Consider the following 20326-nt stretch of genomic DNA (forward strand, 5'->3'; position numbering starts at 1 on the left):
GAATGATGAGCAGTTATGACTACATCGTGGTGGGCAGCGGGTCGGCAGGGGCGGTGCTCGCAGGTCGACTGAGCGAAGATCCCGGAGTGAGCGTGCTCGTGTTGGAGGCCGGTGGTCGCAGCAGGCCGAACATGAATGTTCAGATTCCAGCTGCTTTCACCAAGCAGTTCAAGACCAGCCTGGACTGGGAGTTCTACACCGAGCCCGAGCCACACCTCAACGGTCGCACCATCTTTCAGCCCCGCGGAAAGATGCTGGGTGGCTGTAGTGCGATGAACGCGATGATGTACCTGCGAGGCAACCGCGCCGACTACGACGGCTGGGCCGCGAAGGGTGCCACCGGGTGGTCCTATGACGAGATCCTGCCGTTGTTCCGTCGCTCCGAGCACAACAGCCGTGGTGCGAGCGAGTTCCACGGCACGTCCGGTCCGCAGTACGTCGAAGACGCACCCGACCCGCGCGAGCCAGCCTTGGCGATGGTGGAGGGCATGGTCGAGGGCGGTATGCCGCGAACCGACGACTTCAACGGCGCCGAGCAGGTGGGTGCCTCGATGTACCAGCGCACCACCCGCAACGGACAGCGCTGGACGACCTGGGACGGGTTCCTGGCCCCACACCGCAAGCGCCCCAACCTGACCATTACCTCCGGAGCCGTGGTGCACAAGGTGGTTCTGGAGGGTGGTGCCGCAACCGGAGTCGTGGTTGAGGTCAACGGTTCGGTACAAACCATCCGAGCCGACCGCGAAGTGATCCTGTCCGCAGGCGCACTCAGCACCCCACATCTGTTGATGCTGTCCGGCATCGGCCCGGCAGACCACCTTCGGGAGAACGGCATCACCGTGGCCGTCGACAGCCCGCATGTTGGCGAGCACCTCATGGACCACCCGCTCTATGCGGTCAACTGGGAGACCACTTCGACCGACACGTTGGCGTCGGCGGAGTCGCCGAAGCAGTTGGCTAAGTTCTTCCTGCGGCGCCGCGGCATGCTGACCTCCAACATCGGCGAGGCCGGTGCGTTCTTCCACACCAGCGTGGAAGATTTCGCGCCCTACATGCAGATCATTGGCGCACCCGGCTACTTCTGGGAGCACGGTGCAGGCACCTTTGATGGACATGCCTTCGCGATGGGCCTCTCAATGGTCGGCGCTCGCTCCGAAGGCACGGTGCGCTTGGGTTCGAGCGACCCCAAGGCAGCTCCCAAGATCTGCTTCAACTACTTCAGTGACCCCGACGACATGCGCTCCATGGTGGATGGCATCGAACGGGTGCGGGAGCTCGCGGCGACACCGACGTTGAGCAAGATCATCAAGCGCGAACTGCACCCTGGGCCTGACTTCGGCACCAGCCGCAAGGATGTGGAGGCGGCCGTCCGCGCTGGGGTCGAGCACACGTACCACGCGTCGTGCACGGCTCGTATGGGCACCGAAGAAACCGGAGCATTGGATGCGAGCCTGCGGGTTTACGGGGTCAAGGGTCTTCGCGTGGTGGATGCCTCGGCCATGCCGAAGGTGACCCACGGCAACACCCACGCACCAACCATCCTGATCGGTGAGAAGGCCGCCGATCTGATTCGTACGGGGAACTGACAATGACGACAACATCAATCGAGACCGACAACGCCAAGCGCGCCGAGCAGATCGTGCAGCGCGCCAAGGCTGGCGAGCAGGCCTGGGGCGCCGTCGGCGTTGCCCAACGGCGCGAAATGCTGGAGCGTTTTTCCGCGCTCGTGGAGGCTAAGGCCACTGAGTGGGTCGAAATCGCCACCCGGATCAAAGGCCTGGACCCGGACTCCTCGATCGTGGGTGAGGAATGGACCTCGGGCCCATATGCCTGCATCCAGTACGCCCAGCAACTCATCCCCACGCTGCGCCGGATGGAGGAGGGGAAGGGTGCGACCGACGGATTCACCATCGTGCCTCAGCCCGGCGACCGGGTCGCCGTCGAGGTGCTGCCGCACACGGTCTGGGATCACCTCCTGCAGTCGGGCTTTTCCGCGCAGGTGTGGATCAAGCCGGGTGTGACCGAGGCGCAGGTGCGCTCACGCGCTGGCCTTGGAATGAAGAAACCGGCACAGACCAACGGGACCTGCTTGGTCCTGGGGGCCGGCAACATCTTCTCGATCGCGCCACTTGATGCGCTGTACGTCCTCTACGCGGACAACCGCTCGGTAGCCCTCAAACTCAATCCGATCACAGACGACTTGCTGCCGATTCTCGAGGCGATCTTCGCGCCGTTTATCGAGATCGGCGCGGTGCAGGTGTTCTCCAGCGACATCGAACTGGGTTCGCTGTTGACTCAGCATGACGGGATCGACGCGGTCCACATGACCGGGTCCGAAGCCACCCACGACGTCATCGTGTGGGGTCCGGGAGACCAGGGCGCAGCCAACAAGGCGGCGGACACTCCACAACTCACCAAGCCCATGACGAGCGAGCTCGGGGGAGTCTCGCCAGCGATCGTGGTTCCGGGTGAGTGGTCCAGCCGGGACATTGAATTTCAGGCGAATCACGTGGCCACGCAGCGCCTTCACAACGCGGGCTCCAATTGCGTCGCGGCACAGATGGTGATCATCAGTTCGGACTGGGCGCAGAAGGACCAATTCTTGAAGGCCCTTCGTCGGGCGATGGCCAAGGCACCGAAACGCCCGTCCTGGTACCCCGGTTCAGCGGATCGTGTGGCTGCCGTGCGAGAAGAGAATCCGGAGAACGCGGTGCCCGTCGGGGGGACGCCGGAACGGACGCTGCTGAGTGGCCTGGACCTTTCGGATGATTCCGAAACGGCCTTTGAGACCGAGTTCTTCGCACCAGTGCTGGGCGTTTCCGAACTCCCTGGACTGGGTGCCGACTTCTTGGCGACAGCGATCGACACCTCGAATGAGCGACTTCGCGGAACTCTCGGCGCCAACATCGTGATCCACCCAAAGACCGAGGAGCAGATCGGCGAGAAGACGATGTCGGATCTGATCGCATCGATGCGTTACGGAACGGTCGCCATCAACTGCTGGACCGGAGTGGGTTACCTCACCGCCACCGCGACCTGGGGAGCATTCCCGGGCCATGCATTGAATGACATCCAGTCGGGGCATGGCGTGGTGCACAATGCGGTGCTGCTAGCGGACGTTGAGCGCACGGTTATTCGCGGTCCGTTCCGACCCTATCCGCGGTCAGTTCTTGCGGGGGAGATGTCGCTCACTCCGAAGCCGCCGTGGTTCGTCAACAACAAGACGGCCGCGTCGACGGGGGAAAAGCTGGTCCGGTTTGCTGCCCAGCCAGGCTGGGGACGACTGCCCGCTGTCTTCGCGTCCGCGTTGCGCGGCTGATCCGGACGGGCGCAGAGCCACGCATCTCGAGGAGGGGATGCGTGGCTCTCGCGTGTCGGGCTGCCGCCCGGCGGCTACATCAAGGCGGCGGTCAGGCGGCAGACGTTGTTGACATACCGCTGGCCCCAGCTGACCTGTTGCCACTCTTCGGTTGTGAGCAGGTGCGAGACGGCCCGGTAGTGGGCGTCGTTTTCTTGCAGTTGAGCGATCAGGTCGCCGCCAAAGGCCAACATCATGACCTCATAGGTGAGGGCAAACGAGCGATAGTCCATGTTGGATGACCCAATCACGGCGACCCGATCATCGATGGTGAAGTACTTGCCGTGCAGCACGGTCGGCGCGGGGTAAAGGTGGATACGGACGCCAGCCTTCAGGAGCGCGCCGTAGTAGGAGCGCTGTGCGTGGCCGACGAGGAACTGATCGGCTTCTTCCCCAACAAAGAGGTCGACCGTGACGCCCCGGTGCGCGGCGCTGGTGATGGCGTTGAGCAGTGCTTCGTTCGGGACGAAATACGGACTGGTGATCGCGATGTTGCGTTGAGCCAACGCGAGCGACTGGACGAACATGCGCATATTCGGCTCGGTGGGAAAGCCGGGGCCAGACGGTACGACCTGCATGCCGTGCGCCCGACCGCCGGGCGCATGGTCGGGCTGATCGGGGTAGTAGGTCGCCTGGTCGAGCATTTCGTCCGTCTCGGCGTACCAATCGGTGGCGAAGATGTGCGACAGCGAGGTGACGACATCGCCCGTGACCTGCACAGAGACATCGGACCAGGCGCGGCCCATCGCGAGGTTCTTTGCGCTGCCGTAGGCGGGATCGATCAGATTGTGCGAGCCCATGAAGCCCACCGCGCCGTCAATGACCAGCAGTTTGCGGTGATTGCGTAGATCGGGGCGCCGCCAGCGGCCCTTGAACGGGTTGATCGGCATCATCAGGTGCCACTCGATCCCGGCTGCGCTCATCCGGCGACCGAGAGTCTTGCGCCCGGGGTACTTCCGAGAGCCGATGTGGTCGAGCAGGAGTCGTACTTCGACACCGCGAGCCTTAGCACGGCGCAGGGCCTCAAAGACCGGGTCAGTCGCCTCATCCCAGGACACGATGTAGAACTCGACATGGACAAAATGCTCGGCTTGATCGATAGCGTCGGCGATGGCCTGGAAGTAGTCAGCGGTGATCGGGAAGATCTTTTCGGTTGTTCCGCTGACACACGGTTGGCCGGTCAGACGACGATTCATCTGGATCAGGGACTGGAGGTCCTCGCCAGGTTCGGCACCCGGCGGCAGCGGAGGCAATTCCTGCGCCCATTCTGAGGTCCGTTCGTTGGCGACCAGTTGGAGGTCGTACCGGCGGCCTTTGAGATAGGGCTGGCCAATCAACCAGTAGAGCGGGAACCCGATCAGGGGGATGAACATAATCAGGAGTAGCCAGGCGGAGGCCGCGGCCGGACGGCGGTTTTCAGGTACGGTCCCGACCGCGATCACCTTCAAGGTGTATTCGAGCGTCAGAACCACCGTTGCTCCGGCAGCCGTGAACCAGTTGAAGTCCATGGCCCTGACCCTAGGTGCCGTCCGCTGTTGGCCGGTGGTCACGGTGGGGTCAGCGGAAGCAGAATGACGGGACGGCGTAGTCCGAGCAACGTGAGCGGGTCTCGATAACTGTCCGGTCCGACCAGCAGGCCCCAGTGCAGGCAGGCCGCGGGGGCGCAGTGCGAGGGCGCCGGAGTGAGCGTCCCAATGGTGTCTCCCGCCTCGACCTGTGTGCCTTTGGTCGCGCGGTGCTGGAGTGGTTCGTACGTCGTGCGGGAACCATCCGCGTGACCAATAGACACCACGCCACGGCCGGCGATCACACCTGAGTACGTGATCGTTCCAGGAAGCGCCGCGCGTACGGGCTGGCTCGGTCGGCCCAGCAGGTCAACGCCGCGGTGCCCGGCTGCCCACGGCTGCGGCGGCGCGTCAAAGGGACGCACCACTCGTGGCGTGGGCTGCAGAGGCCAGACCGCCTGACCAGCTGGTGTGGGCAGTGGTCGGGACAGCCCTGGCCGGGCCTGCAAGAGCGGCGGAGGGCGGGGTGGATCGGCTGCGCACCCACCGAGTGCGGCAAGCAGGGCCGTGCACATCAGAAGAGGCATGTGGTGAGCATCGCGGAGCGGGCGCTGGTCGTCACCCGGTGCGCCCATGCCTGTGGACACGGCCATCAGAGTATGTCGGGTATCCACAACGCTCGCGTGGCATCGCCTTCCGGAGCCCAACTTTGCCTAGAGTTGTGCCTCGTGGAGGACACGCGATGGGGCGGTCGACATCGGGCGCCGGTTCACCAAGGCAGCCCAGGTCTGCGCGCGCGCCGCGGCCTCGCGGGGGTCCTTGTGGGACTGGCAGTCGCGAGTGCTGCCGTAGGTGCAGCCCGTGGAGATCAGGACGTGCGGATGACCGCGAGCCTGGCGAGCGGTTCTGAGGACGCCATGTTCCCGGCTACGACCCGACCTGCCACTTCGGCGCCACCCACCCGATCGGCCGCGCCGAGTCCGGCGCCGCGCCCCACGCCAACCGCCACACCCAAACCAACCGCGACGGTGCCGATCAAGGGCAACGGCAAAGTGGCCCAGGTCGTCGTTCCAGGTCAGGATTCCGGTGGCACTGGCCGAGTTGTCACGTATGCATTCGAGATCGAGGGTGGGCTTCCGATCGACCGAACCGCCGCTGCCACGTTGGTCGGGAGCACGCTGCGGGACAGCCGAGGGTGGCAACCGGTCAAGCACGTACGTTTCGTGCAGGTCAGCCCGTCCCAGCGGGCTCGTGGGGTCAAGCCCGACATCACGATCTCGTTGGTCAGTCCCGACCGCACCGACCGCTGGTGCGCGCCACTAAAGACCGAAGGGCTGTGGTCATGCGCTAACAAGGACCGTGCGGTGATCAATGCGCGCCGTTGGGTCGGAGGAGTCCAGGGCTTTTCCGCCAAGCCACGGTCGGACTATCAGAGTTATGTCCTCAATCACGAAGTCGGACACGAACTTGGCCACGGTCACGTGGGGTGCCCCGGCGAGGGAAAGCTCGCGCCGGTCATGATGCAGCAGTCGATGGGCTTGAAGGGGTGCCGACCCAACGTGTGGCCCGCAACCCTTCGCGGCTAATCGAGTGAGGGCGCGACGCCTTCAGTTGTCCACCCGGCGGTAATGCGTGATAGGTGCAGCTGCATGAGCTCGCGTACCTGCTCTGCCTCGCCCGCCTCCAGAGCGCCCAGGACGCGGCGCTGCTCCCGGGCAGCCTCTTCTAGGGCGCCGGCGCTTGCCAGGCCAGGAATGCCGTAGAGCCGGGTCTGGTCGCGCAGGACTGCGACCGACTCGACGAGGCGGCGATTGCCGTGCAGCGCAATGAGACTCAAGTGAAACTCACGATCGCGCGCCAGGAACTCCACGGCGTCGCCTGCCTTGGCCAAGCGCTCGATAGCGCCGCAGAGATCGCGCAATCTAGGCATGGCTTGGACGAGTTCCTGGGGCCGCGTCGCCAGTTCCATGAGTGCGGGGACCTCGAGCCATTGCCGCAATTCAATAACGTCGGCTAGATCGTCCGCCGTGATCTCGACGACCCGGAAACCGCGGTTGCGGATTGCTTCCAAGATGCCTTCGTTGACGAGCGTGAGCATCGCCTCGCGGACAGGGGAGACCGAGACGCCAAGTCGCTTGGCAATGGATGCCGCGGAGTGCAGTTCACCCGGGCGGATCTCACCGGTGACGATCGCTTGGCGCAACGTGTCGAGTGCCTGATCCCGCAGGCTGCGGGCGGTGCCGATCGGTTCCATGGCGGGTCCTCTCCGGTCGCGGTGGTGACCTTCCGCTGATCCGCTCCAGGTAGGGGCCGTCGCGGTGTTGTCACGCCTAGGTAGTGGGTGACATGCTACATCTCACACACGACACTGCGGCGAATGTGAAGGGAGTTATGGCGATGACGGACGGCACCTCGATAGCCCCGATCGACCGAGCCTTGGGGGAGGAGGCGGTAGACCAGGTCCGGCAGTGGCTGGAAGCCAGCCGGAACCAGCCCGTTGACGCGGCGGCCCAGCGCCTCGCCGGAGTGTTGCAGGACCCGAACGGCCTGGCCTTCACGGTGGGATTCGTCGATGGTGTCGTACGCCCCGAGGATCCTCGCGCGGCCGCACGAGCCCTACGCGACATCGCACCGTTGACGCCAGCCTTCTTGCCGGCACCGCTGCGGGCGGCGGTGAAGACGGGCGCCGCCGCTGGGCGTGTGGTTCCTGGCGTGGTCGTCCCGACTGCTCGTACGGCGCTGCGTCAGATGGTGCGCCACCTCATCGTGGATGCCACCGACAAGCGCTTGGGCCGATCTATTCATCGGATCAAGGGTGACCAGGACGGCGTACGCCTCAACATCAACTTGCTGGGCGAGGCGGTCCTCGGTGAAGCCGAAGCAACTAAGCGCCTCGCCGACACCGAAAAGCTCTTGGCGCGCGATGACGTCGACTACGTTTCGATCAAGGTCTCGTCCACCGTCTCGCCACATAGTCCGTGGTCTTTCGATGACGCCGTCCAGCATGCTGCGGAGGCGCTGTTGCCGTTGTACCGGCGAGCTGTCGCCGAGGGCGGGAAGTTCATCAACCTCGATATGGAGGAATACAAGGACCTCGACCTGACCTTGGAGGTCTTTACCTCGATCCTCGATCGCGAGGAGTTCCTGTCCCTGGAGGCCGGCGTCGTGCTTCAGGCATACCTGCCAGACGCGCTCGCCGCCATGCACCGGTTGCAGGAGTGGGCTGCCGCGCGAGTTGCGCGCGGTGGTGCGCCGGTGAAGGTGCGTTTGGTCAAGGGCGCGAACCTGCCCATGGAAGAGGTCGACGCCGAAGTCCATGGCTGGCCGCTCGCGACCTGGCACAGCAAGCAGGCATCGGACTCGTGCTACAAGGCAGTCTTGGACTATGCCCTGCAGCCAGCGCACGTCAAGAACCTGAGGGTCGGCGTCGCCGGTCACAATCTGTTCGACATCGCGCTCGCCTGGCTGCTTGCCAAGCAACGCGGCGTGACTGAGGGCATCGATATCGAAATGCTCCTGGGTATGGCGACCGCCCAGGCCGCAGCCGTGCGGGCGGACGTCGGCAGTTTGTTGCTCTATACCCCGGTCGTTCGGCCCGAGGAGTTCGACGTAGCGATCGCCTACCTCATTCGCCGATTGGAGGAAGGCGCCTCGCAAGAGAACTTCATGTCGGCCATGTTCGAGCTCGATGACCCGACCTTCTTCGACCGTGAGAAAGAGCGCTTCCTCGCCTCGATCGACACGATCCCGGCTGAGGTGCCTGTGTCACATCGTTGCCAGGACCGCCGACGGCCCGCAGCCGCGTGGACGGGTGCTCCCGGTGAGTTCGTGAACACTCCTGACACCGACCCCTCTATTGAGGCGAATCGCGAATGGGGTCAACAGATTCGGTCGAAGATGCAAGGAAGTCGCCTTGGCCGGGACCTGGCCAAGGCGGGTGAGATTCAGTCGGTCGCTCAGGTGGAAGCTCTCATCGAGGAGACGGCGACCGCAGGAGCCGCATGGCGTGACCTGAGTGCTGCTGCTCGCGCGGAGATTCTGCACCGAGCAGGGGACGTCCTGGAGGCGCGGCGTGCGGACTTGTTGGAAGTCATGGGTTCCGAATGCGGCAAGGTGCTGGAGCAAGGTGACCCGGAGGTGAGCGAGGCAATCGACTTCGCGCACTACTACGCCGAGCGTGGGCGAGAGCTGGAATCCGTTGAGGGAGCGCGTTTTTCGCCATCCCGCCTGACCGTGGTGACCCCGCCATGGAACTTCCCCTGCGCGATCCCTGCGGGGTCGACGCTGGCGGCGTTGGCATCCGGCTCGCCGGTCATCATCAAGCCCGCCCCGCAGGCGCGGCGTACCGGCGCAGTCATGGTGGAGGCGCTGTGGGAGGCAGGCGTACCGCGTGATGTGTTGCGCTATGTCCAGGTCCCAGAGAACGAGGTCGGCAGTCGGCTCATCACCCATGAAACCGTCGAGCGGGTCGTGCTCACCGGTGCGTACGAGACCGCCCAGTTGTTCCGCAGCATGCGTCCAGACCTACCGCTGTTGGCCGAGACCAGCGGCAAGAACGCTTTGATCGTCACCCCGAGTGCCGACCTGGATCTCGCGGCCAAGGACGTCGCGTACTCCGCGTTCGGTCACGCCGGACAGAAGTGCTCGGCAGCGTCGCTGACCATCTTGGTCGGCACCGTCGCCACATCCGAGCGGTTCCGGCGCCAGTTGATTGACGCGGTCCAATCCATGACGGTGGGCCTCCCGTGGGAGGAAGCCAGCCAGGTTGGCCCGGTCATCGAACCTGCCCAAGGCAAATTGCTTGACGCGCTCACTGTCCTGCCGGAGGGGCAGTCCTGGCTGGTCGAGCCAAGGCGCCTCGACGAGGACGGGATGCTCTGGAGTCCAGGTGTCCGCGATGGCGTCAAGCCGGGATCGGAATATCACCTGACCGAGTACTTCGGACCGGTGCTCGGCGTCATGGCCGCGCCGACCCTGGAGGCCGCGATCGATTACGTCAACCAGATCGACTATGGCTTGACCAGCGGCATCCATAGCCTCGACGAGGATGAGGTCGCGACCTGGCTCGGCTCAGTCCAGGCCGGAAACCTGTACGTCAACCGAGGGATCACCGGGGCCATCGTGCAACGGCAGCCGTTCGGCGGCTGGAAGAAGGCCGCCGTGGGCGCAGGCTGCAAGGCCGGCGGGCCCAATTACCTCGTGGGCTTTGGAACGTGGAGCGACGAGTCGGTCAGTCGGTCGGCGAATGACGAGATCAGTCAGGCGGTCCTCGATGCTGCGCACGACCTCGATCACCGGGATCGGGAGTGGCTCGCCGGTGCGCTGTCGACTGACGCGGTGGCCTGGGCCAGCGAATTTGGAGTCGTCCAGGACCGCACTGGATTGGAGCGGGAGCAGAATGCGTTCCGCTACCACCAGGTTCCCGTCACGGTGCGCTATGAAGGCTCCCGCGTTGTCGAGTTGCTCCGCGTGGTGGCAGCTGGCGTCCGGGCCGGATCGGCCATCACGGTGAGCACGATGACAAGGATCGCGCCACCGGTGATGTCCTACCTGCAATCTGCTGGCGTTGAGGTTGCCATCGAAGACGCGACCGAATGGACGCGTCGAGCGGGGCGTCTAGCCGAGAGTGGCGGTCGAGTACGACTGATTGACGCCGACGCTGGTGTCGTTGCCGCGGCCACCGGTGGGTCACCCGCCGTCGCAATCTACGCGGGTGAGGTGGTCTCGGCAGGGCGTGTCGAAGTGTTGACATTCCTGCGAGAGCAGGCGGTCTCGATCACGGCGCATCGTTTTGGGACGCCGCGTCGCTACGACATTCCCGCTGCTGTCTGATCATCCGAAGGCGCGGGTGCGCTCGCGCAATTGCCAACTGCCAAAAGCGAGTACGGCGAGTCCGAGGGCGAGCAGCGTGATGCCGGACGGCGACCCGCCGGCCAGGGCAATCCGACCTGCGAGCAGTCCGACGGCCAGGGGAGCGGCGTAGGGCATCGCCATATGGAAGGCGAGGGCCTGGCCGCCGCTTGTCGGCGACATCCGCTCCGCGCGAATGCCGCCGCGATAGGACGTCGCAAGTTGAAGTCCTGCGATGAGGAACATGAGGCCGGCGACTCCTGCTGCGGTCGCCAGCGAGAGTGGTCCGACGATCACGGTCGAGGCAACCCCGATGGTGGCCGCCGGGAGGAGCCCGACGGTCAGGTGCCCTGTGGCCATCCTGCGCGGCGAGATGCCGAGCAGGGTTGGGCTGCCTGCGTTTTCGGCCGTGAAGCGCAGTCCAGTTAGCAACCGGCCCGCACCCAGACTCGTCATCAAGAGTAGGGGCCCGAGTGCCATCCAAGCCTCGGGACGGAGTGCCCAGATCGTTCCAGGAACTCCGGTTAGGAGCACGGTGATGCCGCTTGCGGTGGCCAGGGGCGTGCGCCGCCAGCCGAGGAGGTCGGCGACGACCACCGTCCCCAACGGTCCGTATGCACCGAGCCTGAGGCGACGTCCGCGGAGACGGCCAGACGGGACTGCGCGCGCGAGGTGACTCAGATCCCCGACGAGGAACGCGGCATTGGCCGCTCGGCTGAGCAAGGCTTGGTTGCGCAGCGTGGACTGGGACAGTGCTCGAAGAGTGTCAGCAACGCGAACCAGCTCTGACCACGGCGAAGGTGCCGGGTTGGTTCGGGCTTGTGCGCGCACCGCGATGTGGGTGAGGAGAACCCCAACTCCGATGCCCATCAACACGATCGGTGCAATGGCGGCCGGGCTCGCCAAGTCACGAATCGCGAGTCCGCCACCCACGACGATTCCCACGATGCCACCAAATGTGGCCATAGCGGCCAGTGCAGCGCGCCACCAGGGGCGCAGCAGGTCGTCCCGGTCGAGGCCGATCGGAAGGAGAAGGTCAATGAAACTCAGGTCGGGCAGAACAGGGCCGCGCTTGCGCCCGACGGCGTACGCCACGGGGCAGAGAATGGTGACCGCAAGGAGTGTGGCCGCGGGAGCCCAGGTCTGGAACAGTTCCCGTCGGGTGGCATCAATCGCGATGGCGTGCGCGAGGCCTTGGGACAGGGACACGCCGTACACGGCGGCAAACAACGCGATGACATACAGCGGGTAGGCAATGCGTTGGATCGGTGTGCGACCGCGATAGGCAAAAATCGTGACGGCGTCCAGGCGCTCCTCATCGCCGGTGGCCATCACAGCTCAGGAATCTCGAGCCGGACCTGATCGTCGGCGAGGCTAGCGATCATGTCGTGGTCGTGGCAGGCCAGGAGCAGCGCAGTTCCGGCACCCTTGGTCTCCGCCAGGATTCGCGTCAGAAGGGCGCGTCGGTCGCGGTCCAGTCGCTGCTCGGGCTCGTCTAAGACCAGCAGTCCGCTCGGGCGGATTAACGTCAACGCGAGGTCCACTAACTGCCTTTGGCCAGAGGACAATTCATGGAGATAGCGATGCCGGAGTGGGTCAATGTCGAGCTGGTCGAGGGTGCGTTGAACCCGTCGCGCACAGGTTTCCCGCGAGCCACCCCATGTCTGATCGACCAGCACCAGATGGTCTTGGACGGTGTGGTGGCGATACCCGGTTATGGGGTTCAAGAGTGCGGCCATCACATTTCGAGTGCGCGGTGAACGCTCATCAACCGGATCACCGTCCAGGAGAACAGTTCCGGTGCTCGGCTGGGTGGCGCCAATCATGAGTCGCAGCAAAGTCGACTTGCCGGATCCGTTCGGTCCGCTCAGCACCACGGCTTGGCCGGGGCGGACCTCGATATCGGTCGGGGCAACGAGCGGGACCTCGTCGACAACCTGGCTGACGCCTTCCGCCGCCAGCACGGTGAACGCTGTCGAGACCATGTCTTAACCGAGCGACTGAAGGCGGCGGAGACCTTCACGGATCTTGTCTTCGTCCTTACAAAAAGCGAACCGCAAGAGGCTGGCATTTGCGCTGGGGTCGTCATGGAAGCCCGAGACTGGGATCGCAACGACGCCGCACAGGTCGGGCAACTGCCAACACAGGTCGGTGGCGTCGTCCCAGCCGAGCGGACGCGCGTCCCCTATCGCGAAGTATGTGCCCTGGGGCAGCCAGGTATCGAACCCGATCTGGCGAAGCCCTTCGACCATTAGATGACGTCGGTGATCCATGGCCTCATGAAGTTCGTCCAGCAGTGGCTGCCCGAGCCGCAGGCCTTCCGCGACCGCGGCCTGGAATGGCCCCCCGCCCGAGAACGTGAGGTATTGCTTCACTGTGAGAGCCGCCTGCACGAGGTCGGCCGGGCCGGTCACCCACCCCACCTTCCACCCGGTCAGCGAGAAGGTCTTGCCGGCTGACCCGATGGTCAGGGTGCGGTCTGCCATACCTGGCAGGGTCGCGATCGGGATATGGGTGCTGCCGTCGAAGGTCAAGTGCTCGTAGACCTCGTCGGTCACGACGAAGGCATCGTGTTCCTGGGCCAGGTCGGCGATGAGTTGGAGCTCATCGCGGGAGAACACTTTGCCGGTCGGGTTGTGTGGTGTGTTGAGCAGGACCAGTTTGGTTCGGGACGAGAAGGCGGCTCGCAACTCGTCGGGGTCGACCGCGAATTCGGGCGCGCGCAGCACACAGGTGCGGTGGGCGACTCCCGCTAGGGCAAACATGGCGGTGTAGGAGTCGTAGTAGGGCTCGAACGTGACCACCTCATCGCCGGGTTCGACCAAAGCCAAGATGGATGAGGCAATTCCCTCGGTAGCGCCGACTGTTGGCAGCACCTGCTGATCGGGGTCCAGGTCAAGGCCGTAGTGCCGCGCCTGGTGATCCGCGATCGCGGCACGAAGGACCGGCAGCCCCCGACCGGGCGGATACTGATTGAGGCCGTCGGCGATGGCTGCGCGGGCGGCCTCCTTGATGGCGCTCGGACCATCACTGTCCGGAAATCCCTGACCAAGATTGATTGCTCCGGTACGCAGGGCCAACGCCGACATCTCCGCGAAGATGGTCGTACCAAAACCGTGCAGGCGCGGAATGAGCGGAGAAGACATGTTTCCGAGCCTAGGGGACGGGGTCGGTGGCGTGGATTTCCGCGACATGCCGGGGCTGGCGTACGATAGCGCCACGGCCCGTCTCGGCGGGTCGAATTCGCGTGTTCTTTTCCGGCTCGCCGCCGGGGCGCAGTCCTGCAGTCTGCATTGATTCTGATGTGGGAGGGGCCTCGTTAGAGCACTAGGCATCACGAACACCACGTTCGTGAGGACAACTGGAATCTACTGAAAGGCGGACTTCGGCATGGCCGTCGTCACCATGCGCCAGCTCCTCGAGAGCGGCGTCCACTTCGGGCACCAGACCCGTCGCTGGAACCCCAAGATGAAGCGCTTCATCATGACCGAGCGCAACGGCATCTACATCATCGACTTGCAGCAGTCGCTCACGTACTTGGGCGATGCCTATGAGTTCGTCAAGCAAACCGTTGGTCACGGTGGCACCATCCTGTTTGTCGGCACCAAGAAGCAGGCGCAGGAGTCCATCGCCGAGCAGGCGACCCGCGTCGGAATGCCCTACGTCAACCACCGTTGGCTCGGCGGCATGCTCACCAACTTCAACACCGTCCACAAGCGGCTCACCCGGCTCAAGGAGCTGGAAGAGCTCGACTTCGACGACGTGGCAGGTTCGGGTCGCACCAAGAAGGAACTGCTCGTCCTCAAGCGCGAGAAGGACAAGCTCGAGCGCACCTTGGGCGGTATCCGCGACATGCAGAAGGTTCCGTCGGCGGTGTGGATCGTTGACACCAAGAAGGAGCACCTCGCAGTCACCGAGGCGCGCAAGCTCAACATCCCGATCATCGCGATCCTCGACACCAACTGCGACCCGGACGAGGTTGACTACAAGATCCCGGGCAACGACGACGCCATCCGTTCGGTCACGTTGTTGACCCGAGTGGTTGCCGACGCCGTTGCGGAGGGTCTGATCTCCCGCTCGCAGGGTAAGTCCGGCGCGTCCGAAGACGGTGTCGCCGAGCCGATGGCCGAGTGGGAGCGCGAGCTCCTGGCTTCGGATGCTGCTACGGACGCTGCAGCCGAGGCTCCGGCTGAGGCCGCACCGGAGGCGCCCGTTGCTGAGGCTGCACCTGAGGCACCTGCTGCCGAGGATGCACCCGCTACTGAGGCTTCGCCCGAGGCCGCGGAAGCTCCCGCGACCGAGTCCGCCGACAAGGCCTAATCACCCCTCCTGAGGTAATCGCAAAGGAGCGATGCACAGACATGGCTAATTACACCGCCGCCGACATCAAGGCGCTGCGCGAGCAGACCGGTGCCGGCATGATGGACGTCAAGAAGGCGCTCGACGAGACCGACGGCGACCGTACGAAGGCCATCGAGGCCCTGCGAATCAAGGGTCTCAAGGGCGTTACCAAGCGCGAAGGGCGTTCCGCGTCCTCCGGTTTGGTGACCGCCAAGGTCGAGAATGGCGTCGGAACGCTGCTCGAAGTCAACTGCGAGACCGACTTCGTGGCTAAGAACCCGACCTTCATCGAACTGGCTGACCGGATCCGCGACCACGCGGCGTCGGTGGGCGCAGGCGATGCCGAGACCCTGCTGGCCAGCGAGTTGGACGGCAAGACGGTCAAGGAGGTCCTCGACGAGGCCAACGCCGGACTTGGCGAGAAGATCGAGGTGCGCCGCATGGCTCGCCTCGAGGGCGAGAAGGTCGAGGCGTACCTGCACAAGACCGACCCAGATGTTCCGCCGCAGATCGGTGTGCTTGTCGCCGCCAACGGTGGCGAGGGCACGGTGGTTCGGGACATCGCGATGCATGTTGCGGCGTTCGCGCCGACGGTGCTCTCGCGAGATGAGATCGACGCCGAGACGGTCGAAAACGAGCGTCGTGTCGCCGAGGCCACGGCCAAGGAAGAGGGCAAGCCTGAACAGGCACTGCCCAAGATCATCGAGGGCCGGGTCAACTCCTACTTCAAGGACAACGTGCTGCTCGATCAGCCGTTCGCCAAGGACCCGAAGAAGTCGGTGGCCGCTGTCGCCCAAGAGTCTGGCGCGACCGTGACTGGCTTTGCCCGGCTCAAGGTCGGCGTCTGACTCGACGATATTTCTGGGGTCATCTGCGACCTCACTCGGCGCCCGTCCACCACATCGGTGGGCGGGCGCTTCGTTGCGCAGTTGCCCATGTGGAAGACTGCCCCGACCGCTTCTCGCATGCACGATGGAGGCCCGCAGGTGACGCCTGATGTTCCGAACACCGATCAGAACCGCTCATTGTTGAAACTCTCAGGGGAAGTGTTCGGGGGCGGCGAAGTCGGACTCGACCCTGATGTCGTGAAGCGCATTGCTCATCAGATCGCCGAAGCAGCCCGCGGTGGCATGCAGATCTGTGTCGTCATCGGCGGTGGGAACTTTTTCCGCGGCGCGGAACTTCAAACCAAGGGCATGGACCGTGTCCGTGCCGACTACATGGGCATGCTGGGCATTGTCATGAACTGTCTGGCACTCCAGGACTTCCTGGAGAAGGAAAATATCGACACCAGGGTGCAGACGGCCATCACGATGGGCCAGGTTGCTGAGCCGTATATCCCGCGCCGCGCCATCCGGCACATGGAGAAGGGGCGCGTGGTGATCTTCGGAGCTGGCATGGGGATGCCCTTCTTCTCGACGGACACCGTGGCGGTGCAGCGGGCCCTGGAAAGCCACTGCGATGTGGTCTTGATGGCCAAGAGCGGTGTGGACGGGGTCTACACCGCCGACCCGAAGACGGACCCCACCGCGACCAGGATCGAGGAGCTCACCTACCGCGACGCGATTGAACGCGGACTTCGGGTGGTAGACCAGACCGCCTTCTCGTTGGCCGCGGAGAACGATCTGCCGATGGTGGTTTTCTCGATGGAGCAGCCAGGTTCGATCACCCGCGCCCTTGAGGGTGAGAAGATCGGAACCAGAGTGACGCCAGCTTAGGTTCCGCGTTACGGATATCGACCACCTGGCGCGAATACGCGCCGCAGCATGAAGGAGTGCACCCATGGACGGCAGCATCGAGGAGAGCCTCTTCGAGGCCGAGGACAAGATGGAAAAGGCAGTCGAGGTCGCGAAAGAGGACTTCGCGGGCATCCGTACTGGCCGGGCCAACGCCGGAATGTTCAACAAGCTCGAGGTCGAGTACTACGGTGCGCCGACCCCGCTGCAGCAGTTGGCGTCCTTCCAGACACCTGAGGCCCGCACCATCTTGATCCAGCCGTTCGACAAGAGCTCGATGACGGCGATTGAGAAAGCGCTGCGGGAGTCTGACCTGGGGGTCAACCCCAGCAATGATGGCAACGTCATCCGGATCGCACTGCCTCAGCTCACGGAGGAGCGCCGCCGCGACTACATCAAGTTGGCACGGACCAAGGGCGAGGACGCCAAGGTCTCGATGCGCAACATTCGACGTAAGGCCAAGGACGAGATCGACCGCTTCGTCAAGAACGGCGATGTCGGTGAGGACGAGGGCTCACGCGCGGAGAAAGTACTCGATGGACTGACCAAGAAGTTCGTCGAGCAGGTCGACGACCTCATGGGTCGCAAGGAGACCGAACTGCTCGAGGTCTGAGCGGCCACCATCATGAGCAGTCCGGTGCCTCGTTCGCGGCGTCGTGCCGATCGATCGGATCGCGCGACCGCCAAGGCGCCGACCTCAAAAGCAGGGCGCGACCTCCCGATGGCCATTGGCGTCGGTGTCGCGCTCGGGGCCATCGTGCTGGCCTCGTTGCTGTTCGACAAACGAGGATTCGTGGCCGTGGCCACGGCAGCCTCGATCGTGGGTGCGTACGAACTCATCCAGGCTCTCGGTAAAGGCGGCGTGGCCGTGCCGGCGATCCCCGTTTTTGGCGCAGCATTCGCCGTTCCGGTGGCAGCTTTCGTCTGGGGCCCGCCTGCCGTCGCGCCAGCCGTCGTCTTGGCCATCCTCGCCGTCGTGGTGACTGCGGCCCTCGGGGACGGGCGGGAGACGCTGCAGGAGGCCGCAGGCGGGGTCCTGATCGTGTTCTATCCGGTGCTGCTCGTGGCATTCGCCCTGTTGCTGCTGCGCCCAGAGGATGGCATTCAGCGCATCGTCACCTTTGTCGTCGTCACGATCTGCAGCGATATCGGCGGATATGTCGCCGGTGTGCTGTTTGGGTCGCGCCCCATGGCGCCGACGGTCAGCCCGAAGAAGTCTTGGGAGGGCTTCGCTGGTTCGGCACTCTCGTGCGCGATCGCCGGTGTGCTGTGTGTGACCCTGGCGTTGGGCGGCGCCTGGTGGATCGGGCTGCTGCTGGGCCTCTCAGTCGTCGTTGCGGCCACGGTGGGCGACCTCTGCGAATCGATGATCAAGCGCGACTTGGGGATCAAGGACATGAGCAATCTCATCCCGGGACATGGCGGTTTGATGGACCGTCTCGACTCGCTCGCTTTGTCAGTGCCGGTGACGTGGGCGATCCTTACCTTTGTGAGTACGACATGACCGACCTTCCCACCCCTGCCCGTCGCCCCGAGCCGGGAGCCTTGACGTTCACGGCGCCCCGGCGCGGTAAGCCGCCGCAGCATCTCGCCGACCTCGACCTTGCTGGACGCAAGTCAGCCGTCGAGGCGTTGGGGTTCAAGGGCTTTCGCGCTAAACAACTCTCCACTCACTACTTCGAGCGGCTCGTCGCTGACTCCGAGCAGATGACCGACCTGCCCAAGGGTGAGCGCACGGAGTTGGTGAGCGGGATGCTGCCTCAACTTCTCACTCCGGTGCGCGAGTTGCAGGCCGACGGCGGCACGACCATCAAACAGGTCTTCCGGCTGTTCGACGGGGCGATGGTGGAGACAGTCCTCATGCGCTACCCGGGCCGGGTCACGATGTGCATCTCCAGCCAAGCGGGCTGCGGCATGAACTGCCCGTTCTGCGCGACGGGCCAAGCAGGGCTGACCCGCAACCTCACGACGGCCGAGATTGTGGAACAGGTCGTCGCGGGTGCTCGCGCGCTGCGCCATGGCACGCTCGCCGGTGACGAGGGCGAGGACGCAGATGCCTTGCGCGTCTCCAATGTCGTGTTCATGGGGATGGGCGAAGCACTGGCCAACTACCGGCAGGCGGTCAACGCGATCAAGCGCTTGGTGGAGCCGAGCCCGTCGGGTTTGGGCATGTCAGCGCGCGGCGTCACCATGTCGACCGTCGGGCTGGTGCCGGCTATCGACAAGCTGGCGGCCGAAGGGATTCCGGTCACGTTGGCGCTCTCGTTGCACGCGCCGGACGATGAGTTGCGTGACGAACTCGTGCCGATCAACACGCGCTGGAAGGTCGACGAGGCCATCGATGCGGCGTACCGCTACTACCGCGCCACAGGCCGCCGAGTCTCGATCGAATATGCCCTTATCAAGGACATCAACGACCAGGGCTGGCGCGCGGATCTGTTGGGGGAGAAGCTTGCTCGTCGCGGCAAGGGGTGGGTCCATGTCAATCCCATCCCCCTGAACCCAACCCCAGGGAGCAAGTGGACCGCCTCACGCCGCGGAGTCGAGCAGAACTTCGTGGAGCGCCTTCGCTCCCATGGCATCCCGACGACCGTGCGGGATACCCGTGGCAGCGACATCGACGGCGCCTGTGGGCAGTTGGCGGCTGGTAGCTGACCCGCTCTCATGGTCACAGCGCGATGAGAGCGATGCCCGCCAGTACGACGCACGACCCGAGGAGTTTGCGAGCCAATCGCCCTTCGCCAAACATCCACCAGCCCAGCAAGGTCCCGACGACGATGCTGGATTCTCGTGCGGGAGCAACCAGCGCGACCGGTGTCGTTTGCATCGCGATGAGCACTAGCACGTAGGCCAGCGGCGACAAGACCGCGACGATCCCGATCTCTCGGCGACGCTGCGTGACGAGTTCGCGGGCAGCGGGCCAGCGGCCACGCATCCAGGGCAGCAGGGTGATCGACTGGGCGGCCGCGCCCGCTGCAAAATATGCCACCGGCGCCAGACCGAGGGCGGTCACGGCATGGTTGTCCCACAGCGTGTAGCCCGCGATCGCCGTGCCGGTGAGCAGGCCCCAGACGAGACCGGCGTACGCCGACCGACCCGATGTCTTCGTCCTGTTCGTCGCGGTCGCCACCACAGCAACGCCCGCAATGACAACGACACCGCCCACGGCGTTAGGCCACTGAATCTTCTCTCCGAGGACGAGAAGGGCGACCGCCATCGTGAGCAGCGGCCCGGTGCCCCGCGCTACGGGATAGACCACGCCGAGATCTGCCTTGCGATAGCCGGTCTGCAGCGACAGTCCGTAAGCGTTGTGCAAGGCGCCGGTCAGGGCCGCAGCGCCGATGAAGGACCAGCTCAGGAAGGATGCCTGTCCCCATTCGAGCGCGACAGACAGTGGCACCCACAGCAGGGCCGAAGCGGTGGCATACAGCCAGACGAAGGCGATTGAGTCACCGGTGACCCGTTTGGCCGCGGTGTTCCACAGGGCATGAAGCAGCGCCGCCGTCAGGACGAGCGATAGGGCAGCGCTGGACACC

17 protein-coding genes are annotated in these 20326 nt (G+C 64.7%); 10 read left to right on the forward strand and 7 right to left on the reverse strand.

Going from position 1 to position 20326, the window contains the following annotated elements:
• The first annotated feature begins 5 nt into the window (after positions 1 to 5).
• Positions 6 to 1586, forward strand: a complete 1581-nt coding sequence (locus F562_RS0103580; protein WP_169333358.1) for a GMC family oxidoreductase — start codon at positions 6 to 8, stop codon at positions 1584 to 1586.
• Positions 1587 to 1588: 2 nt separating this feature from the next.
• Positions 1589 to 3319: an aldehyde dehydrogenase family protein gene (locus F562_RS0103585; protein WP_018155560.1), complete on the forward strand. Its 1731-nt coding sequence runs from the start codon at positions 1589 to 1591 to the stop codon at positions 3317 to 3319.
• A gap of 74 nt (positions 3320 to 3393) precedes the next feature.
• Here the strand turns inward: F562_RS0103585 and cls are convergent, their stop codons facing one another.
• Both cls and F562_RS17945 read right to left on the reverse strand, forming a co-directional pair.
• Positions 3394 to 4866 (reverse strand): cardiolipin synthase, encoded by a 1473-nt coding sequence (gene cls, locus F562_RS0103590; RefSeq protein ID WP_018155561.1) that lies wholly within the window; start codon positions 4864 to 4866, stop codon positions 3394 to 3396.
• 38 nt (positions 4867 to 4904) lie between these two features.
• Positions 4905 to 5510, reverse strand: a complete 606-nt coding sequence (locus tag F562_RS17945; protein ID WP_169333359.1) for a M23 family metallopeptidase — start codon at positions 5508 to 5510, stop codon at positions 4905 to 4907.
• Positions 5511 to 5744: 234 nt separating this feature from the next.
• Between F562_RS17945 and F562_RS17950 the strand changes: the two genes are divergently transcribed.
• A complete protein-coding gene (locus tag F562_RS17950) occupies positions 5745 to 6449 on the forward strand; it encodes a DUF3152 domain-containing protein (protein WP_018155563.1) in 705 nt (234 codons plus the stop codon).
• Here the strand turns inward: F562_RS17950 and F562_RS0103605 are convergent.
• Positions 6446 to 7117, reverse strand: a complete 672-nt coding sequence (locus F562_RS0103605) for a GntR family transcriptional regulator (protein WP_018155564.1) — start codon at positions 7115 to 7117, stop codon at positions 6446 to 6448. The two genes, F562_RS17950 and F562_RS0103605, sit on opposite strands and share 4 nt — an antisense overlap.
• A 137-nt stretch (positions 7118 to 7254) precedes the next feature.
• Between F562_RS0103605 and F562_RS0103610 the strand changes: the two genes are divergently transcribed.
• On the forward strand, positions 7255 to 10695 hold the full coding sequence (locus F562_RS0103610; RefSeq protein WP_018155565.1) for a bifunctional proline dehydrogenase/L-glutamate gamma-semialdehyde dehydrogenase: 3441 nt from the start codon (positions 7255 to 7257) through the stop codon (positions 10693 to 10695).
• On the opposite strand, the gene F562_RS0103615 is transcribed toward F562_RS0103610, so the two are convergent.
• Genes F562_RS0103615 through F562_RS0103625 form a run of 3 tightly spaced genes read right to left on the reverse strand, consistent with a single transcriptional unit; the run spans position 10696 to position 13859 of the window.
• The gene (locus F562_RS0103615) at positions 10696 to 12045 is read right to left on the reverse strand and encodes a hypothetical protein (RefSeq protein ID WP_018155566.1); all 1350 of its coding nucleotides are present in this window, start codon (positions 12043 to 12045) and stop codon (positions 10696 to 10698) included.
• Complete coding sequence (locus tag F562_RS0103620) at positions 12045 to 12698, reverse strand: ABC transporter ATP-binding protein (RefSeq protein ID WP_018155567.1); 654 nt, start codon at positions 12696 to 12698, stop codon at positions 12045 to 12047. Before F562_RS0103620 ends, F562_RS0103615 begins: the two co-directional genes overlap by 1 nt.
• 3 nt (positions 12699 to 12701) lie before the next feature.
• A complete protein-coding gene (locus F562_RS0103625; RefSeq protein ID WP_018155568.1) occupies positions 12702 to 13859 on the reverse strand; it encodes a pyridoxal phosphate-dependent aminotransferase in 1158 nt (385 codons plus the stop codon).
• Between the two features lie 244 nt (positions 13860 to 14103).
• Between F562_RS0103625 and rpsB the strand changes: the two genes are divergently transcribed.
• From rpsB to rlmN, 6 genes are all read left to right on the forward strand, one after another.
• On the forward strand, positions 14104 to 15033 hold the full coding sequence (rpsB, locus tag F562_RS0103635; protein ID WP_018155570.1) for a 30S ribosomal protein S2: 930 nt from the start codon (positions 14104 to 14106) through the stop codon (positions 15031 to 15033).
• 41 nt (positions 15034 to 15074) lie between these two features.
• Entirely contained in the window at positions 15075 to 15902 is an 828-nt protein-coding gene (gene tsf / locus F562_RS0103640; RefSeq protein WP_018155571.1) for a translation elongation factor Ts, read from the forward strand.
• Positions 15903 to 16019: 117 nt separating this feature from the next.
• Positions 16020 to 16772 (forward strand): UMP kinase, encoded by a 753-nt coding sequence (pyrH, locus tag F562_RS0103645; RefSeq protein ID WP_018155572.1) that lies wholly within the window; start codon positions 16020 to 16022, stop codon positions 16770 to 16772.
• A 64-nt stretch (positions 16773 to 16836) separates the two neighbouring features.
• Positions 16837 to 17403 (forward strand): ribosome recycling factor, encoded by a 567-nt coding sequence (gene frr, locus F562_RS0103650; protein ID WP_018155573.1) that lies wholly within the window; start codon positions 16837 to 16839, stop codon positions 17401 to 17403.
• Between the two features lie 12 nt (positions 17404 to 17415).
• Positions 17416 to 18294 (forward strand): phosphatidate cytidylyltransferase, encoded by an 879-nt coding sequence (locus tag F562_RS0103655; RefSeq protein ID WP_018155574.1) that lies wholly within the window; start codon positions 17416 to 17418, stop codon positions 18292 to 18294.
• Positions 18291 to 19445: a dual-specificity RNA methyltransferase RlmN gene (gene rlmN / locus F562_RS0103660; protein ID WP_018155575.1), complete on the forward strand. Its 1155-nt coding sequence runs from the start codon at positions 18291 to 18293 to the stop codon at positions 19443 to 19445. The genes F562_RS0103655 and rlmN overlap by 4 nt, the downstream gene beginning before the upstream one ends.
• 13 nt (positions 19446 to 19458) lie before the next feature.
• On the opposite strand, the gene F562_RS0103665 is transcribed toward rlmN, so the two are convergent.
• Positions 19459 to 20325, reverse strand: coding sequence for a DMT family transporter (locus F562_RS0103665; RefSeq protein ID WP_018155576.1), 867 nt, complete (start codon positions 20323 to 20325; stop codon positions 19459 to 19461).
• Position 20326: the final 1 nt, after the last annotated feature.

Origin of the sequence: Demetria terragena DSM 11295, assembly GCF_000376825.1 — a bacterium.
GTDB classification, from domain to species: domain Bacteria; phylum Actinomycetota; class Actinomycetes; order Actinomycetales; family Dermatophilaceae; genus Demetria; species Demetria terragena.

Excerpts from the sequence above, each read along its gene's own strand:
- F562_RS0103580 (WP_169333358.1), top strand. The coding sequence starts at position 6 with ATGAGCAGTTATGACTACATCGTGGTGGGCAGCGGGTCGGCAGGGGCG.
- F562_RS0103585 (WP_018155560.1), top strand. The coding sequence starts at position 1,589 with ATGACGACAACATCAATCGAGACCGACAACGCCAAGCGCGCCGAGCAG.
- cls (WP_018155561.1), bottom strand. The coding sequence starts at position 4,866 with ATGGACTTCAACTGGTTCACGGCTGCCGGAGCAACGGTGGTTCTGACG.
- F562_RS17950 (WP_018155563.1), top strand. The coding sequence starts at position 5,745 with ATGACCGCGAGCCTGGCGAGCGGTTCTGAGGACGCCATGTTCCCGGCT.
- F562_RS0103605 (WP_018155564.1), bottom strand. The coding sequence starts at position 7,117 with ATGGAACCGATCGGCACCGCCCGCAGCCTGCGGGATCAGGCACTCGAC.
- F562_RS0103610 (WP_018155565.1), top strand. The coding sequence starts at position 7,255 with ATGGCGATGACGGACGGCACCTCGATAGCCCCGATCGACCGAGCCTTG.
- F562_RS0103615 (WP_018155566.1), bottom strand. The coding sequence starts at position 12,045 with ATGGCCACCGGCGATGAGGAGCGCCTGGACGCCGTCACGATTTTTGCC.
- F562_RS0103620 (WP_018155567.1), bottom strand. The coding sequence starts at position 12,698 with ATGGTCTCGACAGCGTTCACCGTGCTGGCGGCGGAAGGCGTCAGCCAG.
- F562_RS0103625 (WP_018155568.1), bottom strand. The coding sequence starts at position 13,859 with ATGTCTTCTCCGCTCATTCCGCGCCTGCACGGTTTTGGTACGACCATC.
- rpsB (WP_018155570.1), top strand. The coding sequence starts at position 14,104 with ATGGCCGTCGTCACCATGCGCCAGCTCCTCGAGAGCGGCGTCCACTTC.
- tsf (WP_018155571.1), top strand. The coding sequence starts at position 15,075 with ATGGCTAATTACACCGCCGCCGACATCAAGGCGCTGCGCGAGCAGACC.
- pyrH (WP_018155572.1), top strand. The coding sequence starts at position 16,020 with ATGCACGATGGAGGCCCGCAGGTGACGCCTGATGTTCCGAACACCGAT.
- frr (WP_018155573.1), top strand. The coding sequence starts at position 16,837 with ATGGACGGCAGCATCGAGGAGAGCCTCTTCGAGGCCGAGGACAAGATG.
- F562_RS0103655 (WP_018155574.1), top strand. The coding sequence starts at position 17,416 with ATGAGCAGTCCGGTGCCTCGTTCGCGGCGTCGTGCCGATCGATCGGAT.
- rlmN (WP_018155575.1), top strand. The coding sequence starts at position 18,291 with ATGACCGACCTTCCCACCCCTGCCCGTCGCCCCGAGCCGGGAGCCTTG.